Raw genomic sequence first — 16,576 nt, forward strand, 5'->3', positions numbered from 1 at the left:
GGGAGTAACACCCAACGGTGCCGGCTCCCGAGGACCCCCTAGCCCGGAGCCGGTACCACCTCCACGGAACGCCAGTACCAGGTCGCTGGACTAGCCGTACCAACTCAGGCTATGCGCCAGCAAACCTACGACATCAACGATGTCAACTCGTTCTACTGACATGGAGGTCCTGAACGTGAACAAGATGAAGAAGAGCCTCACCGGGATCGTGATCGCTGTCAGCGCGATTCTCGCCCTCGCCGGATGCAGCAGCTCCACACCCAACGTGTCGCTTGAGCCGGACTACCCGGCATACGAGAGCGTCAAGGCACTCAGCGCCGAAGCTGACCTCATCGTCGAAGTCGTCATCGGAGATTCCGCAGACGACGTCCTGACTCCCACCTACGAAGGCGACGACCCGGCCACCAACCCGCTCGCGGGTACGGACGAGACGCCTGATCCGAACGAGGGGGCCGTGCCGATCACCGTCTTTGATGCGACCGTGCAGACGGTCTACAGCGGAGATGCGAAGACCGGGGATCTGATCAAGATCAAGCAACTCGGTGGAATGCTCGAGGGAACCGAATACACGGTGGACGGTACGACGCCGCTCCAGAAGGGCGACACCGTCCTCCTCTTCCTCGCGACCTACCCCGACTCCGCCGCCTCGATCCTGGGAGGCGACGCCGGCTACTTCACACCCGAAGGAGACAGCTACACCTCTATCGGCAGCACCAAGCTCACAGTCACCGCCGAAGAGCTGCGCAGTCTCTAACTCCCACCAACATGATCGGGACGGGGCCTACGCCATGTGCGCTTAGGCCCCGTCCTCATCGCCCCGGCAAGCTCAACCCCTGGAACGCAGACCTGCATTCCAGGGGGCGAAGCTATGATGGATATGAGCACTGACGGTCTGCTACGGCTGATTGGTGGGTTGCTCATCGTGAGTGGCACGTAGGTGGCACGAGCGAGGGAAGAGGCGGCAGTATCCGCATGATTCCGGGGATCGTAGAGCAACGGGCAAGAACTGGGACTTCTGACCCCCAGATTCTGACTCCGGCCCGAAACGGCTGGTGGGGGGACTGTACCCGGGCGGAGAGTGACAGCGCGGGTGCGGCTGTCGGTGGCTGGACTCGGTTACTCAGACGTGGGGCAGCAGGATGCTGTTGCCGGAAGGGTCGCGGGTGAGGTAGCCGTCGGGGGTTTCGGTGAGGGGGCCGAGGTTGCCGAGGGCGTGGTCGAGGAGTTCGTGGGTGTCGAAGCGGATGGTGAAGTTGCGCATGCGGGCGGTGCCTTCGGGGGATGGGGGTGCGCCGATACCTTGCCAGGTGTTCACGGCGATGCGGTGGTTGAACGCGCCGCCGCCGCCGAGGTCGCCCATGTGGAAGCGAGGTGCCCAGGTGGCTTCATTGAAGCCGAAGAGTTTGTAGTAGTCGAAGGCGGCTTGCAGGTCTCCGACGTAGAGGTGGACGTGGCCGATGCGGGTGCCGTCGGGGACGGGGCGGGTGGTGTCGTCGTCGGTGAGGGTTTCGAGCACGGCGCGGACGTCGAGCCGGTCGCGGCCGGAGCTGCGGTTGCCGTTGATGTCGAGCGCGTAGGGCATGGTGTCGTCGAACACGAACCGGCTGAAGCGTTCGGGGGTCTCGAGGGTGATCTCGACCGTGATGCCGTCGGGGTCGAGGAGGTAGATCGCCTTGGACATGATGTGGTCGGTGGGCGAGATGGGCCAGTTCGCGCGGATCAGGCGCAGCAGGATGCGGGCGAAGTCGGGCTCTGTGGGGGCGTGGACGGCGAGGTGATAGAGGCCGGAGTGGCGCTGCTGGAACCCGGCGTGGGCGACCTCGTGGAGGATAACGAGGGTCTGGGCGGCGGTGCCGAGTTCGGCGCCGTCGCCGGTCTCGGCCCGGATCGTGAGGCCGATGACATCGGTCCAGAACGCGACGGAGCGGGACAGGCTGGTTACGTCGAGTTCGACGGCGCCGAAGGTGGCGATGTCGCGGGGCTTCGGGTCGGCGACCCAGGGGGTTTCGGACGGACTCATGTCGGGTTCCTTGCGCGGGGATCGGTGGAGCATCGAGCGGGCGCCGCGGAGCGGGTGTGCGGCGACCAGGCCGGCATCAGACGACGGTGAGGAAGCCGAGCACGGCGGCGGCGGCCGAGAGTACGGCGAGCACGAGCGCCGGGGCGAAGGATTCCTTGCGGCGGATGTGCACGACGACGGCACCGATCATCAGCACGGCCAGCGCGGCCGCGGCGATCGGGCTGAAGATGGGGGCGATGCCCAGCAGCGCAGGCAGGATCAGGCCGATCGCGCCGATGACTTCGGCGGTGCCGATGAGCTTGACGGGCCCGTCCGAGAAGTCGTCGACCCACGCCATGCCCGACGCGGCGAGCTGAGTGCGGGACCGGGCGATTTTCATGAAGCCAGCGGCGAGGAAGACGAGTGCGAGCAGGCCCGCGACGATCCAGTAGGCGATCAGCATGGTAGGTGTCCTTCGTTCAGCAGTTCACAAGGCTCTCATTTGCCTAAGCAAATAGTATGGCAGATTTATTTCCCTAGGCAAATGAATGCCGTAAGGTGGAGGCATGTCACTGCCGGTGCCACGGATGAACCCCGAGCAGGCGCGCGCCTGGATGTCGCTTGTCTCGATCGCGCAGCTGCTGCCCGCCACGCTGGATCAACAGCTCACCGAGGATGCCGGCGTCATCAACTTCGAGTACGGCATCCTGGCCGTGCTGAACGTCGCCACCGACCGGACGCTGCGCCTCGGCGAGCTGGTTTCGGCGCTGGCCGCCCCGTACCCGCGCGTGTCCAAGGGGGTCTCTCGTCTGGAAGCCCGGGGTCTGGTGGAACGGATCGCGTGCGCGGGGGACCGCCGGGCGATCAACGTGCACCTCACCCGTGAGGGACGCAAGACCTGGCTGAAGGCCACCCCGCCCCACATCGCGCTTGCCCGCGACACCGTCCTCGGTGCCCTCGACCCCGGCGAGCTCACCGCGCTGGCCGATATCCTCACCAAGATCAACGAACGCCTCGATCCCGAGGCATCCCTCGGCCGCCACCCTGGGTGACCCGCTGGTGACGCTCGCGATCGGTGGGCCCTCGGCAATCCAATGTGTCGTGGCCGTCGCCGAAGCGGTAGATCGGGTAACTGTGTCGCACGCCGTGCCCCTGCGCAGTCATCGCCAGGGTGACAACGGGAGTCGCGACGGCAGTCAGGCCTTCCGCGAAGTTCCCGGATGTGAAGGCGACGAAGAATCTGCGGTACGTTGCCTGGCCTAGGAGTCGTAGCACGGTATCTCCAGGAGCAGGGCGGCAGCCGAACGGGCGCGAAGTGGAGTGTTCTCACGCCGCGTTCGGTGCGGGACGGGTCAGACGGTCGCGTCGACTCGTTTACGCAAGGCCGCGCGGACCTTCGGTAGGAGGGAGTCGGCGCCACACGCGGACTTTGCCGCATCGATCGGACGTGCGACGCCTACGCCGAATGGCCGCCACCCGCCTGCCACTTCGGGCAGAAGGGCGATGTGTCTCGGGCGAGCCAACCTCCCGGGCGGCCCGACCCGGGCGTCAGCGACGTCGCACCAGCACCACGACGTCGTCGAGGGTGGCCGGCGTGCCATCCGGGGCCGTCGTTTCCCGTGGCCGCGACTCGGCATGGATGATCTCCCAGCCCGCCTCATCGAGGGCGAGCTGAGCGACTTGCTCCTCGGGGGTGGGGAAGCGGTGTCGATGGTCGTCGGGCACGTCGGCCCACGGGGGAAAGTCTGCGTGCGAGGTGATCAAGAGGTGGCCACCCGGTGCCACGGCCGCCGTCGCTCGCCGCAGAATGTCCTCGCGCGCGAGCTCGACCGGGGAGTGCAGAAAGCTCGCGGTGACCAGGTCGAAGTTCTTGTCGGGAAGAGCGGTGAGGTCATCGACGAGGAACCGCGCGTGCCCGGCGTCGAGGCCGGCCGCTTCGGCCGCGGCGCTCGCACGGGCGACCGCGGTCGGTGAGATATCGATGCCGGTGGCGCTCCAGCCCTGCTGTGCGAGCCAGACGACGTCGGCGCCCTCTCCGCAACCCAGGTCGAGCGCGCGCCCGGTCGTCAGAGTGGGAGCGAGGTCGGCCAGCACGCGGTTGACCCTGCCCGACCAGACCCGGTCGGACTCGGCATACCTCTTCTCCCAGAAATCTCCCGGCGCCACCTGCGGCCACGCAGCCGGATTCTGCACTGCCGCATCGAAATCCCAGCTGACCAGGGTGGCGTTCACGTCGGCTCCGGCGGAGGAGCCCGCACCGATCGACAAGGCGACGTTCGCGGGAGGGTGAACGACATTCCCCACCGCCCAGACGCGCTTGTCGCTGGTCCTGCCCACCGTGTCCGCGGCTAGGAACGAGCCGAACGGACCCTCGTCGCGCGCAAGGCCCAGCGGCACCAGAAACTCCTCGTGCGGGTGCGGCGCAGCCAGGGTGAACACGGCATCCACCGCAACGTCGCGTCCGTCCACGAGGCGCACGGCGGCCACCGCCGTTCCCTCCCCGCGGATCTCGGCGACCGGCGCGGGTTCCAGGTGGATGCCGCGGGAACGCAGCCGCTGCTCGGTCTCGGAGGACAGTGCGCCCAGCCCCGCGGTGAATACCGTGACTCGGTCACTCCACTGACGCACGAGCTCGGCCTGGTGCAGACCCAGCGGCGACGTCGTGAGCACACCCAGATGCCGATCGCGCACCTCCCAACCGTGACAATAGGGACAGTGCAGCACCGTGACGCCCCACCGTTCGGCGAGCCCGGGCACGTCGGCGAGTTCGTCACGCAGCCCGCTGGCGGCGATCAGCGCGCGCGTGCGGCGCGACTCGCCATCAGCCGTGAGGACGTACAGCCCACCGTCGGCATCCTCGACCCGTGTCACGGATCCCGCCGCGAACTCCACACCGTAGTGTGCGGCCTCGGCTCGCCCGCGCTCGCGAAACTCATCCTGGGTGACGCCCTCTTGACCGAGCACGCCGTGCATATGCGAAGAGAATCGTCCGCGGGGGCTGCCCGCGTCGATCACGAGGACACGCCGGCGTGCGCGCCCGAGCATCAGCGCGGCCGAAAGCCCCGCCGGTCCGCCGCCGACAACGATGACATCCCACAGGTCTCGTGACATGCGCCCATCCTCTGCGGCACAATGACCTAGACGCAAGGAGACGTGCAGTTTCCGCAAGGAGGCTCGGGATGCTCGATGACACGCGACAGGTCGGCGCGAAACTCCGCGCCGTACGGCAGGATCGAGGGCTGACGTTGGAGCAGCTCGCCGCGAGCGCCGGCGTGTCGGCGAGCACGCTGTCGCGTCTCGAGGCCGGAAAGCGCCAGGCGAGCTTGGAACTGCTGCTGCCACTGACGCGGCGGCTCGGGATCCGGCTCGATGATCTCGTGCCCCACGAGCAGGCAGATCCCCGCGTCCGCCGCCCGATCATCCGCCGCGACGGACTCATCATCGCCCCGCTCGCGCCGGAGAGCTCACCGATCAGCACCTACAAGATCACCTATCCGGCGCACGGCACACTTCCAGAACTGCGCGTGCACGACGGCTACGAGTGGCTGTACGTACTCACGGGGAAGCTCCGTCTGCGACTGGGGGAGCAGGACCTCACCCTCGGCCGCGGCGAAGCAGCCGAGTTCGATACCCGCATCCCGCACGCGATGTCCGCCGCCGGCGGCCGCCCCGCGCAGGTGATCAGCATCTTCAACGAAGCCGGCGCCCGTATGCACACGCACACGAGCGACTGAGGCGGCATCCGACCCACCTGCCGCGGTCCGGTACGGCGGTGTGAACGTAAGGACAACGCAGACCTGTACCGAAGTACAGCAGTGTGCTCCCGGCCGGTCCGTAGCGTCGATGGTGTCAACAGGAAACGATCCACCTTGAGGAGGGAAGATGCTCGGTCTTGAGCTCACCGGCGTGAGCCGCAGCTTTGGCGGACGTGAGGTTCTGCACAGTGTGGATCTCACCGTCGCCCGTGGCGAGATCGTCGGATTCATCGGCGGGAACGGCGCGGGCAAGACGACGACGATGCGGCTAATCCTGGGACTTCTCACCGCTTCCGGCGGCCAGATCACCTGGAACGAGAAGCCGATCACCGTTGAGGCACGGCGTGCCATCGGCTACATGCCGGAGGAACGGGGACTGTACCCGGAGATGACCGTCGACGACCAACTCGTTCACTTCGCCCTGCTGGAGGGGTCCTCCCTGTCCGAGGCCCGTGATGTCGCCCGCGAGCTCATCGGAGTTCTGGGGCTTGCCGGGCGTGAGCGGTCTCGGGTGCAGGACCTCTCGCTCGGGAACCAGCAACGAGTGCAGCTTGGCGTCGCGCTGGTCGGCAACCCTGCGCTCCTCGTCCTCGATGAGCCGTTCTCCGGGCTTGACCCGCTGGCGGTGGAGACGATGGCCGGATTGCTCCGGGAACAAGCCCGACGTGGCGTCGGCGTCTTGTTCTCTTCACACCAGCTCGAACTGGTTGAGCGCATCTGCGACCGCGTCTGTGTGCTCGACCACGGCGAAGTCGTCGCCACCGGCCGCGTCGACGATCTTCAGGACGACTCAGTGTCTCGGTGGCGACTGACCTTCTCGCGGGATGTCGACGAGATCCTTGCCGCTGAGCTCTCGCTGATCCCCGGCGTCGTGCCCGCTCCCGTGGCGGACGAGCCCCGATCGATCATGATCACCGTCGACGGCCATGGCGACGACATCCCCGACCAGGTGCTCGGCGCCGCGCTCAGACGGGGCGGACTGCGCTCCATCGAACAGATACAGCGATCGCTGGCGGAGATCCTCACCGAGCGGCTCGGAGCCCTCTCCGCGACCGCCCCGGACGCCATCGGCGATACACGTCAGCTCGCACACATCGGAGGAAAACCATGACTCTCACCGCACCGCGTGCCGCTTCCCGCCGCGCCACCGAAACGGCCTCAGCGACTTCTGCGGATGCTCGTGCCGTCAGCACCATCATCCGGCGCGAGCTCCTGACCCGCTTCAGCAACCGCATCATCATCGGCGCGACCGCGGTGCTGGCGGTCATCGCTGGCGTCGGCGCCGGCATCGGCGGCTGGTTCCTCGTCGATGCCCATCGTGAGACCGGCGTGCTCGTCCTCGACACCCAGATCCTGTTCGCGACCGCCATGATCACTGCTCTGCTGGCGGCTCTGGTGTATTCGTCGCAGAGTCTGTCCTCTGGCGTCGTGGAAGAGAAATCCTCCCGAATCGTCGAGATCCTCCTGACCAAGATCGGCGTCACACCGCTCCTGGCGGGGAAGATGATCGGGGTCGGGCTGGTCACCCTGACCCAGCTTCTGGCCATCGGAGGCGCCGTCGTCGCGGGTTTCTCGGTCGTGGGGGGATGGTCCATCCTCGATGTGCAGCTCGGCCCGAGCCTGGTGTGGTTCCTGATCTGGTTCCTCCAGGGTTTCATGATCTTCGCCACCCTCAGCACGCTGCTGGCCGCCACGGTCTCGCGCCAGGAGGACCTCGGAACGGCCTCAACGCCGTTGTCGGTCATTCAAATGGGTCTGCTCATCGTGGCTCTCTATCTGGTGCCCATGCATCTCGACGCCGCCTGGGTACAGGTCCTCTCCTTCCTCCCGTTGTTCTCGTCATACATGATGCCCATGCGCTTCGCTCTCGGCGGCGTCAGCACGCTAGAGATGGTGATCGCAGCGATCATCGCAGCCGTCACCGTGCCGTTGCTGTTCCGCCTCACGACGCGGATCTATCGCAACAATGCGCTCCGCACCGGATCGCGCGTCTCGTTCCGGCAGTCCATGACCTCCGACGATCACGCCTGACGGCGCGACGAACGGCCTTCCCCCGAATAGCCGATCAACACCTCCTGAAAGGACACCACCATGACCAACTCCCAGCCCTCGCAGGACACGAGCAACAACACCCTCAAGAAGCTCCTCAAGAACGTCGCCTACCTCGCCCTCGGCATCGCCGTGGCCTACGTCGCCATCACGCTGTTCTTCTGAATCCCGCGCTCACCAATCTGGAGAATCGAGCCCATCATGACGCTCACGGCAACCCGCCCCACCTGGCACAGTGACCCGGTGCTTCGTGGCGTCGTCGATGCGACCGAGGACCTGCTCGCCTCGGCCGGCCCGCGCGTACGTGTCACCGAGGTCACCTCCCCCGGCTTCATCGGACGCAACGGAGCGTGGGTTCTGGCACTCGATTCGGGAGAACGAGTCTTCGCGAAGCAGATCTCGCCGGACAAAGCCGGGCCCGCGGCGTTCGACCGGTCGATCGCCTTCGCATCCTTCGCGCTGAAGCACCCGCTGCACGCGCCGCCCGGACCGCGGCTGATCTCGAGTTGTCGGGAACGCGACCTGCTGGTCTTCGAGCACTGCCCGGGCGTCAGTCTCGCGCAGCTCCTCGTCGACGAGCGGATCCCCGCCCACTTCTCGGCCGGCACCGGCCGGCTCCTCGGACGGCTCCACTCGGGACCCGTTGAGGCGCTGGCGCGGACCTACCACCCGAGCCCGCCTGTGCCCGCGCTCCAAGAGGGCATTCCACAGGAGCGGTACGTCGAATTCACCCTCGCGGAGATCCGATTCTGGGCAGAACTGCAACAAGACAGCACGCTGGTGCAGGCCGCCGCGGATCTGCGTCATTGGGAGAGTGAGCACCAGACTGCTCCGATCCACGGCGACCTCCGCCTCGATCAGTTCCACCTGCGCGATGCGGAGCTTCGCGTGCTGGATTGGGAGGAATTCGGGCGCGGAGACCCCGCTCGTGACCTCGGAACCCTCGCCGGTGAGTGGATCTACCGTGCGGTGCTCGACGTCGTCACCAGCCGCGCCGGGGCCCCTGCCCCGCCGCTGCAATTCGACTCGGTGGCCGCGACAGAGCGCATCACGGAGCGGATGCATCATCTGGCCCCGCAGATCCGGCAGATGTGGACGGCCTATCGGGCACAGATCGCGCGCGCCGACGACGAGCTCGCCGTACGCGCCACAGCCCACCTCGGGTGGCACCTCGTGGACCGTTCGATCGCTCGCGCCTCGCTCGTCGCCAAGCTGCCCGGCATCGAGCGGGCGGCCGCGGGCGTCGGCCGCAAGATCCTGCTCACCCCGGGGCGCTACGCGGCGGCGCTTGGCTTCGAGGAGTTCACCTCATGATCCCTGCACCGTCGAGAACGTTCACCGACTTTCTCGACGACCTGCCGGTCTCGGTCCACGATTCGGGCACCTCGGCCACCGTAGACGGCGATCACCTCGAAGCTGCCAGTCCCGCGGAGTTGCGTTCGCATCTCGCCGCGGCGATCTACGCTCATCTTCACATCCGGCATCCGGAGATCCAGGGCCAGGTCCACACTCGGTCACGGGACGATCTCACGACAGACTTGATCGCGGCCGTCCCGCATCGGCAGATCGTCCAGGCCATCACCGGAACCGAACCCTCGACGCGACGTGGGAAGCACCGTCGCACGGTCATCGTGGAGGGGGTGAAGGTCATCGTGGGTACCGAAGCACTCGTCCGAGACGACGGGGGAGTGGTCGTCGGAGCACGGTTCCCCAGCTGGCGCACGCGCACGACGCCCGGCTATCTTTTGGCGCTCGGCCAGCGTTCCGTCGCTGGTGCGCGTGTCGCCCGGCTCTACCTCGCACGAGATGACGCCGAGCAGGCACTGGCGCTGTGGGGTCCGCTCTTGCGCCGGCTCCACGAGGAAGACCTCGCCCATCAGGCCAAGGCCTTGTCGAGCAGCGTCGAGTATCCACGAGCCGATGCGATCGTGGTCTATGTGGCAGAGGAGGATGTGGCCGCGGCCCATCAGGCGGCGACCCGGGCGATGGGGGACACGCCTGCGGCGACGGTTCCCTCGTCAGTGTTCACCCACGAGCTCGCTCCGGGTATCGCCACCGCGAGCGAGCCGGTTGATCCCCGACCCGCGTATCGGCAGCTGAGCTTCGGACAGCACCGTTCGCGAGTGCTTGCGGAAGCACTGATCCGATCCGCTACTCAGCGCCAATGCATGAGTTCTACGTGGGAACAAGACGCCCGCGCGGCGTTGATCGACCCGCACGCACCCGGGCGAAACTTCGCTCGGTAGCCTTACAGATTTCCCGGTACCACCGGGGAAACCGAGAAGACCTCGACATCCGAGGCACCAATGAAAGGAAAACACCATGACCGCTATCGACATCGCCGACGTCCAGGCGCAGAGCCTCGCTCAGCTCGCCGAGGGGCACGAGACGTTCACCACGGCCGACGAGATCGGCGCCGATGCCTCCAGCGAGGCGCCCGCAACCAGCCCCTTCTGCGTCGGGGTCATCGTGGGCGCCACGCTCGGAGCCGGATGCTGATCGCAGCGTCACCGCACAAGAACTTCAACGCCAGTAGAAACCCTCAATGACCACGGCTCCGCTCAGCGGACCACACATCAGATCGAAAGAAGAATATCATGTCGAATTCCACCATCAAGGCCGATCTCGCTGACCTCGCCGAGGGGCACGCCGCGTTCACGACCGTCGATGAGATCGGCGGTGACGCCGCGACCGACGCGCCCGCGACCAGCCCCTTCTGCGCCGGCGTCCTCGTCGGTGCCACGTTGACCGTCGGCTGCTGACCCCGCGGAAGCCGAGATGGCGCTGTTCTGGGAGCAGCGCCATCTCGGTCACCGCCGCGCAGACATCCCTCCAGGAGAAAGGTCACCCGATGGATTCGGATTCGAAAGCAAGAAATCCCGCGATCACCGACTTGAGACTCGATGCGTTCGGGTACAACCGCGTCGTCCTGGTCCTGACCGGCTCGGCGGTGACGCAGGTCATGCCGTATTGGATCGAGTGGGCCCGCGTCTCCGCGCCCGAGACCGAGTTTCGTGTCATCGCGCGCGAAAGTGCCTACACGTTCACCACTCGCCACAACATCGAATCGCGGCTGCGGTCGCACGTACAAGACGACAGGTGGGATGACGAGATCATCGCGAGCCATGTCGAGCTCGCCGAATGGGCAGACCTCATCCTCGTGTACCCGGCCACGCTGGACTACGTCTCACGCCTCGCCCACGGCATCACCGACAGCCCTTCTTTGCTCGCGGCACTCTCCACCGACGCGCAGGTCTGCATCGCTCCGGCGTTGCCGCCGCGGACATGGGGCCGCGCCGTGGTCATGGAGACGTTCCGCCTCCTGCGCCAGCCAGAGAACTTCATCGTGATCGACCCGACCCCGGGGCCGAGCGAATCGAGCGACTCCGCACCCGCGTGGATCCCGCCCCCGATGCCGGAGGTCTTGAGGAGGCTCGAAGCACACCGCAGCCGCGACGCCCGGCGTGCTGCCCCCCGGAGCGCGTGATGGTGGTCACCACCACCACGCCGGCTCGCGTGCGGGAGAGTGTTACCGGCTTGCTCCGCACAACAGTGATTGCCGACGGCGAGGGCGCGGTCTGGACACATGCCCTGGGCGCGCACGCGCCCTGTGGCTTCACGCCGGTCCCGCTGGGTGTGTCCCAGCACGCCGAGCTCATCGTGGTTGGCACCGGAGACGCCACACGGCGAACGTATCGTACGTCGACCACCGCGACAGTGCCCGATCTTCTGCGCTCTGCCGGCGGCGACGCGGTCGCCCGTGTCGGTCGGCTCTGGGGGAGCGCCCTGCGCGCAATGCACACCCACGCGGTGGTGGCCGCGAATCCCCGCCCCCCGAGGACGCTGACTCGAGCGTGTGTATGGGCAACCGGCCAGTGGCCGGGCGTCCACGAGGTGATCGGCGACGACGGGCACGCGGCGCTCCGCGGATGGATCGCCGACGTGCGGGGGCCTGTCAAACCGGTCGTCGTGCACGGTAGCCCGGGAATGGCGCACTGGACCGTCGCGCCAGACGGCTCGCAGGCGGCGTTGCTGACCGGCGAAGACGCCGGGGTCGCCGATGCGTCGTACGACACCGCGTGGGTGCTCGGCGAGCTCGCCGAGATCTTCCACTTCTATCCCTCGGCCCGCGAGGGCATCGTCCGCCTTCGGCAGGGGTTCGAGGAAGGCTACGGCGCACTGCCGGATCCGGACCGCATCCACATCGGCATCGCCTTTCGGCTGATCCAGCATGCGTACGACTGGCACCACTACGCCGGTGCGTCCCCCGCCGAGGCGGGCCTGCTCGTGCGGCTGGCAGGCACGTACCTTCGCACCGCTCCCCGCCGGCGAGGAGGGCAGTTCCTATGAGCGCGATATCACGAGTGGCACCACTCCATGTTCGTGGACACCAGGTCGAGAGTCGGGACCTCCGCAACGGTTCTCGGGTCTTAGCGATCCACGCGCCGCGGGCGCGCAACCACACGGTTGCACTCTCCATCGGGGCGGGCATGCGAGATGAGGAGAATCTCGCTGAGGCGGGCATGATGCACCTGATCGAGCACATGGTCTACCAGGACAGTGCGGCCACCGCTGGCCGAGATCGGCAACAGCAGCTCGCCCGATCCGGTGCCGTCCTCGGTGGCCATACGCACATGGACTACACCGAGTTCTATGAGACGGGCTCCAACGAGAGCATTCAGAGCGTCGCCAGGCGCCTGGTCGACCAGGTCTTCTTCCCCATGTTCCGGGAGGATCAGATCAACCAGCAGATTGCGGCCGTGGCGACGGAGCGACGCCAGCGCCTCGCCTCGGCGCCCGGCCAGACCCTTCCGTGGCCTCACCTGACCGGGCGGTACTGGCGGGACCATGCGAACGGACACGATGGGAGTGGTGACACGGGGCTGACCGAGCACGCGACGCCCGCAGTGCTGCGGTCGATCCACGGGAGGACCTACCGTCCGCAGCACACGGTCCTCGTCGCCTTGTCCAGTCAACCGCCGGAGGAGGTCGTCACTGACCTGGCCGACGCCGTGGGCGGGATCGAGCGGGCTGAGGTGCCCCGGTCCCCGCGGCTCCGTCCGCCAGGACAGCCGGTGTCGCAGCGGCTCGATCTCGTCGAAGAAACCAAGGGAGACCGGCCACGACGCCTGTCGGTGACGCGTGCGGCGCCGTCGCGCGCTCTTTCGCCCGAGGTGCTGGGCGACCTGCTGGTCGCGGAGGCGCTCACGATGCAACCAGGCATTGACGCCAGCGCCGGGCTGTTCGGCCCGGGCGACATGACGCAAGACGATCTGTTCGTGCTCGTCGATGACACGGCCTTCGGCATGGACGCGGCGATGAGGCTGCGGGCCGTCACCGCGGTCGACGACATGCTCGTTCGTCACGCCGTGGCGCGTGCCACCTCGCGCGCAGAGCAACTGACCATTGACGATGCGCGCCTCGTGCGAGCCGTTGCGCGCGACGTTCTCCTGCGCGACACCATCGACTTCGCGACGGCGCTCGTCGATGCGCTCAACAGCCTCCAAGACGTCCCCGGCGATGCGCGGCAACTGATGTCGGCGGCGAGTGCTCGGCTGGTCGAACAGCCGTCGGTCTCCCTCACCCTCAGAGCCCTGACAGAAAGGTCTTCATGATCCCGCCGGTGCCCGCGCCAGCCGCACACCTGACCGTGCTCGACAGTCGGTCTTCTTTCGCGACGGTCGCCGTCGCCTGGCGAACCTGCGAGCAATCAAGCACGGAGACATCCGCTGCGCGGCTGCGGTCGTCCGTTGAGCGTGCCGGTAGGTCGCAGGGACCGGGGTCCCGCCCGGTGCAGTGCAGTTGGTCGAAAGGTGCGGGCGCCGATTGCCTCGTCGTCGCCCTCCCCGAGACGGGCATCCGCTCGTGGGGCACAGCTGTTGTCGAGGCCCTCTGCGCGCGGCCGGGAGCGTTCGCCGCGCCCGTGGTCTCCGTCGCCGGGTCCGAGCTCGCTGTGGAGAGCACGGGCGCGATCGCTGCCCAGCTTTCGCCGATGGATTTCATGGACAAGCCCGCACCCACCTCGATGCGCCAGAAACGACAGCAAGGCTACGAACAGACCGTCATCACCGGTGCCGATCCGTCTGTGCGCACCGGCCACGCGGCCACGTTCGTGGCGCTCTGCGCGCTGATGGCGGGTCCGGGGCCGAACCTGCCGTCGGAGCTGGAGGCATCGGGAAACCCCACGATGGTCTCCATCAACCGTACGCTCGAGGGCGGCTCTCCCGTCATCGTGTGGACTGTCATCACGCCGGCGGAGGGAAGCGTGCTCGCCCTGCAGGAACTCGCGGAGAACGCTGCCGATGTCGCTCGCGCGGCGATCGCCGAACCGACCGAGCTGATTGCGTTCGCGCGAGCGAACTTGAACCGGCCGTGGAGCTCTCCCCGTGGTCTTGCCCAAGCCATGGCGGAGTATGAAGTGATGGGCTGGGGAGGCCAGCTGATCCGCGATCCGGATGCGGCGCTCGAGAGCGTTCGGCCGCGGCTGAGAGAGGCGTTCGCGAGACTGCTCAGGCCGGTCACCGACGTCCTCGGCCAGCCGAGCATGCTCTAAGAGGGGCGACCGCCGAGGTCGTGCGGCTCCGAGGTCGAACTCAGGTCGACGAGGCCGCGCTGGACGGCGGTCACGAGGATCTGGACCCGGTCACGGACGCCGAGCTTTTCCATCACCTTCACGAACCTCGCCTTGACGGTCGATTCGGTCACGAACAGCTCGCCGGCCATTTCGCGGTTGCTCATGCCACGGGCGAGGAGGCGGATGACCTCCAGCTCCTTCTCGGTGAGGATGTCGATCAGTTCCGCGCTCGGGGTCACCAAAGCGGGGACTGACTCTTCAAGACCCCTCACGACGTGCCTGGTGACCTCCGCCGACAGAACCGACTCGCCCGCCAACACCGTGTGGATCGCGGCGATGATCTCTCGGGGTTTGGTCTCCTTGACGATGTAGCCGGAGGCGCCCGCGCGGAGCAGATCGACGACGTATCGATCGGTGGAGAACGACGTGAGGCCCAGGATCTTCACCTCCGGATGCTCGGCGTGGATCTGCGCCGTGGCACCGACGCCGTCGAGGACGGGCATCTGCATGTCCATCAGGATCACATCCGGCTGCAGCGCCTCCGTCTGACGGATCGCGACCTGCCCGTTCGATGCTTCGCCGACCACGACCAGCGACGGGTCTGCTGTCAAGTAGTCCCGCAGAATCTCGCGGGTCATCGACTCGTCATCGACGAGCAGGACTCGAGTCATCTCAGCACTCCTCGTACTGTTTCGGGCGTCTTGCGTCCTTCGAGAGGGATCGTCATCGTCGTCGACCAGGTGCCCGCCGTCGACTCCGTGTGCACCCGTCCGCCGAAGACCTCGCACCGAGCCCGCATGGCCTCGAGCCCCGTCTGTGAGGACGCGACCGGAGCGGCGGCGGAGGTGCCGTTGACGGTGCTCAGCGCAACGTGATCGTCAGCGATGACGAGCCTCAGGCGTGCCGGGGCGTTGATGTCGCCGTGTTTGAGGATGTTCGTGCCCATCTCCCGAACCGTGCGGCGCACCACGTGCCTCACACTCGTGGGCACGGTCGCGAGGGAACCTTCCACATCGAGCTGCAGTCGGAAGCCGGCCCGTTCCAGCGCATCGGCGACGTTGCGGATGTCGTGGAGCAGCCCCGCAGCCGTGATCGTCTCGCCCGACCGCTGCGGCACACCCAGCAGGTCAGCGGCGTGCTCGCGGGTCTCGGTCCCGTCTCCCGCGGGCTGATGGTTCTGTTCGTCGGTTTTGAGCAGCGTGACCAGGCTGCGCAGGTCTTGGAGCGCCTGGGAGGCGGAACCGCCGATGCTCTCGAGGATCTGTGCGGTCGTGTCGGGATTATTGACGATTTCGGCACGCTGGGCCTGCATCGCGATGATCGTCATGTCGTGGGCGACGATGTCATGCAGCTCGTGGGCCAGCTGGATTCGTTCCTGGTTCCGGATCTGCGTCTGCTTCTGTCGCAGTTGCCTGACCTTCTGAGCGTCGCGCTCGGAGCGAGCGAGAACAGTGCTCGTTCCCAGGCCCGCCGCCGCCGCGGATACGCCGAGGATGGTGAACACGAGTACTGCGGTTGCGGCATCCGGGTTCACCAGCCACATCAGAGGCACCAGCGCGAGCGCGATCGCGGAGAAGGCCCAGGCGGCGACCTTCGGTAGTGCGAAGGTCGCCAGGCCGACGGTGATCATCATCGGGAACCACGTCGCCGACACCAGCAGGAGTGGGGCGCCCATGCTGAGGACCACGGCGAAGACCACCAGCCACGTCGCGGCGCCGGCGGCGGCGCCGGCGAGGAGAGCGAAAACCGGCGTGTAGGGGAAGATCAGCTCGAACCACCCGCGAGGACCGGTCAACGTCACGTCGCCCTGTGAAATGTCACTGGCCATGAACGCAATCGGCACCACCACGAGCAAGACCTTGACCACCCACCCACCCGGCAACGGACGCACGCCGTCCGTCCATCTCGCTGTCCCCTGCGCCATGCACTCAGGGTAGTCGAGGGTGCGTCGTCGCGCTGCTCGCGGAGGTGCACCCGGTTGTGCTTTGGTGCACGTCTGGTCTGGCCTTTCGTATAGCGGACATGGGGGTCTGCTCGACCAACCTGGACGTGTCGCCGAGCGGCGATGACAGATACGAGACCGAAAGCAGATCACTTCCGATGAAATCGCTCGCTTCCGTTGCGCTGGCCACTCTTACGGCGTGTGGTGGACACGCTGCCCCTGTTTCCGATGCGCGCGACGCGGCGACGCGTCACTCG

The 16,576-nt window shown here is 67.0% G+C and carries 19 protein-coding genes; 14 read left to right on the plus strand and 5 right to left on the minus strand.

The annotated features are described in order from the left end of the window. The first annotated feature begins 160 nt into the window (after positions 1 to 160). Positions 161 to 754, plus strand: coding sequence for a hypothetical protein (locus ACK5KK_RS10640; RefSeq protein WP_416890057.1), 594 nt, complete (start codon positions 161 to 163; stop codon positions 752 to 754). A gap of 366 nt (positions 755 to 1,120) precedes the next feature. Here the strand turns inward: ACK5KK_RS10640 and ACK5KK_RS10645 are convergent, their stop codons facing one another. Both ACK5KK_RS10645 and ACK5KK_RS10650 read right to left on the minus strand, forming a co-directional pair. Continuing rightward, positions 1,121 to 2,020, minus strand: a complete 900-nt coding sequence (locus ACK5KK_RS10645) for a VOC family protein (protein WP_416890058.1) — start codon at positions 2,018 to 2,020, stop codon at positions 1,121 to 1,123. A gap of 76 nt (positions 2,021 to 2,096) precedes the next feature. Then, positions 2,097 to 2,462, minus strand: a complete 366-nt coding sequence (locus ACK5KK_RS10650) for a DoxX family protein (protein WP_416890059.1) — start codon at positions 2,460 to 2,462, stop codon at positions 2,097 to 2,099. A gap of 103 nt (positions 2,463 to 2,565) precedes the next feature. On the opposite strand from ACK5KK_RS10650, the gene ACK5KK_RS10655 reads away from it, so the two are divergent. Beyond that, positions 2,566 to 3,051: a MarR family winged helix-turn-helix transcriptional regulator gene (locus ACK5KK_RS10655; RefSeq protein WP_416890060.1), complete on the plus strand. Its 486-nt coding sequence runs from the start codon at positions 2,566 to 2,568 to the stop codon at positions 3,049 to 3,051. A gap of 496 nt (positions 3,052 to 3,547) precedes the next feature. Here the strand turns inward: ACK5KK_RS10655 and ACK5KK_RS10660 are convergent, their stop codons facing one another. Then, on the minus strand, positions 3,548 to 5,110 hold the full coding sequence (locus ACK5KK_RS10660; RefSeq protein WP_416890061.1) for an FAD-dependent oxidoreductase: 1,563 nt from the start codon (positions 5,108 to 5,110) through the stop codon (positions 3,548 to 3,550). A gap of 68 nt (positions 5,111 to 5,178) precedes the next feature. On the opposite strand from ACK5KK_RS10660, the gene ACK5KK_RS10665 reads away from it, so the two are divergent. The 12 genes from ACK5KK_RS10665 to ACK5KK_RS10720 all read left to right on the plus strand — a co-directional run bounded on the left by ACK5KK_RS10665 (position 5,179) and on the right by ACK5KK_RS10720 (position 14,356). Beyond that, the gene (locus tag ACK5KK_RS10665; protein ID WP_416890062.1) at positions 5,179 to 5,733 is read left to right on the plus strand and encodes a helix-turn-helix domain-containing protein; all 555 of its coding nucleotides are present in this window, start codon (positions 5,179 to 5,181) and stop codon (positions 5,731 to 5,733) included. A 148-nt stretch (positions 5,734 to 5,881) separates the two neighbouring features. Next, positions 5,882 to 6,865: an ABC transporter ATP-binding protein gene (locus ACK5KK_RS10670; RefSeq protein WP_416890063.1), complete on the plus strand. Its 984-nt coding sequence runs from the start codon at positions 5,882 to 5,884 to the stop codon at positions 6,863 to 6,865. After that, on the plus strand, positions 6,862 to 7,785 hold the full coding sequence (locus tag ACK5KK_RS10675; RefSeq protein ID WP_416890064.1) for an ABC transporter permease: 924 nt from the start codon (positions 6,862 to 6,864) through the stop codon (positions 7,783 to 7,785). The genes ACK5KK_RS10670 and ACK5KK_RS10675 overlap by 4 nt, the downstream gene beginning before the upstream one ends. A gap of 60 nt (positions 7,786 to 7,845) precedes the next feature. Then, entirely contained in the window at positions 7,846 to 7,968 is a 123-nt protein-coding gene (locus tag ACK5KK_RS10680; RefSeq protein WP_416890065.1) for a hypothetical protein, read from the plus strand. Between the two features lie 36 nt (positions 7,969 to 8,004). Next, positions 8,005 to 9,117, plus strand: a complete 1,113-nt coding sequence (gene lxmK / locus ACK5KK_RS10685) for a class V lanthionine synthetase subunit LxmK (protein WP_416890066.1) — start codon at positions 8,005 to 8,007, stop codon at positions 9,115 to 9,117. Further along, a complete protein-coding gene (locus ACK5KK_RS10690; RefSeq protein WP_416890067.1) occupies positions 9,114 to 10,049 on the plus strand; it encodes a T3SS effector HopA1 family protein in 936 nt (311 codons plus the stop codon). The genes lxmK and ACK5KK_RS10690 overlap by 4 nt, the downstream gene beginning before the upstream one ends. A gap of 76 nt (positions 10,050 to 10,125) precedes the next feature. Next, positions 10,126 to 10,302 carry an LxmA leader domain family RiPP gene (locus tag ACK5KK_RS10695; RefSeq protein WP_416890068.1) on the plus strand — a complete coding sequence of 59 codons (177 nt, stop codon included), beginning with the start codon at positions 10,126 to 10,128 and terminating at the stop codon, positions 10,300 to 10,302. Between the two features lie 98 nt (positions 10,303 to 10,400). Then, a complete protein-coding gene (locus ACK5KK_RS10700) occupies positions 10,401 to 10,565 on the plus strand; it encodes an LxmA leader domain family RiPP (RefSeq protein WP_416890069.1) in 165 nt (54 codons plus the stop codon). Positions 10,566 to 10,654: 89 nt separating this feature from the next. Beyond that, positions 10,655 to 11,290 carry a flavoprotein gene (locus ACK5KK_RS10705; protein WP_416890070.1) on the plus strand — a complete coding sequence of 212 codons (636 nt, stop codon included), beginning with the start codon at positions 10,655 to 10,657 and terminating at the stop codon, positions 11,288 to 11,290. A gap of 230 nt (positions 11,291 to 11,520) precedes the next feature. Beyond that, positions 11,521 to 12,153, plus strand: a complete 633-nt coding sequence (locus ACK5KK_RS10710; protein WP_416890071.1) for a hypothetical protein — start codon at positions 11,521 to 11,523, stop codon at positions 12,151 to 12,153. Continuing rightward, the gene (locus ACK5KK_RS10715; RefSeq protein ID WP_416890072.1) at positions 12,150 to 13,418 is read left to right on the plus strand and encodes a M16 family metallopeptidase; all 1,269 of its coding nucleotides are present in this window, start codon (positions 12,150 to 12,152) and stop codon (positions 13,416 to 13,418) included. The genes ACK5KK_RS10710 and ACK5KK_RS10715 overlap by 4 nt, the downstream gene beginning before the upstream one ends. Continuing rightward, positions 13,415 to 14,356 (plus strand): hypothetical protein, encoded by a 942-nt coding sequence (locus ACK5KK_RS10720; protein WP_416890073.1) that lies wholly within the window; start codon positions 13,415 to 13,417, stop codon positions 14,354 to 14,356. The genes ACK5KK_RS10715 and ACK5KK_RS10720 overlap by 4 nt, the downstream gene beginning before the upstream one ends. On the opposite strand, the gene ACK5KK_RS10725 is transcribed toward ACK5KK_RS10720, so the two are convergent. Then, on the minus strand, positions 14,353 to 15,048 hold the full coding sequence (locus ACK5KK_RS10725) for a response regulator (RefSeq protein ID WP_416890074.1): 696 nt from the start codon (positions 15,046 to 15,048) through the stop codon (positions 14,353 to 14,355). The genes ACK5KK_RS10720 and ACK5KK_RS10725 overlap by 4 nt on opposite strands. Then, entirely contained in the window at positions 15,045 to 16,301 is a 1,257-nt protein-coding gene (locus tag ACK5KK_RS10730; protein ID WP_416890075.1) for a sensor histidine kinase, read from the minus strand. The genes ACK5KK_RS10725 and ACK5KK_RS10730 overlap by 4 nt, the downstream gene beginning before the upstream one ends. Between the last annotated feature and the right edge of the window lie 275 nt (positions 16,302 to 16,576).

It is taken from the genome of Microbacterium sp., from assembly GCF_047972865.1.
Taxonomy (GTDB): domain Bacteria; phylum Actinomycetota; class Actinomycetes; order Actinomycetales; family Microbacteriaceae; genus Microbacterium.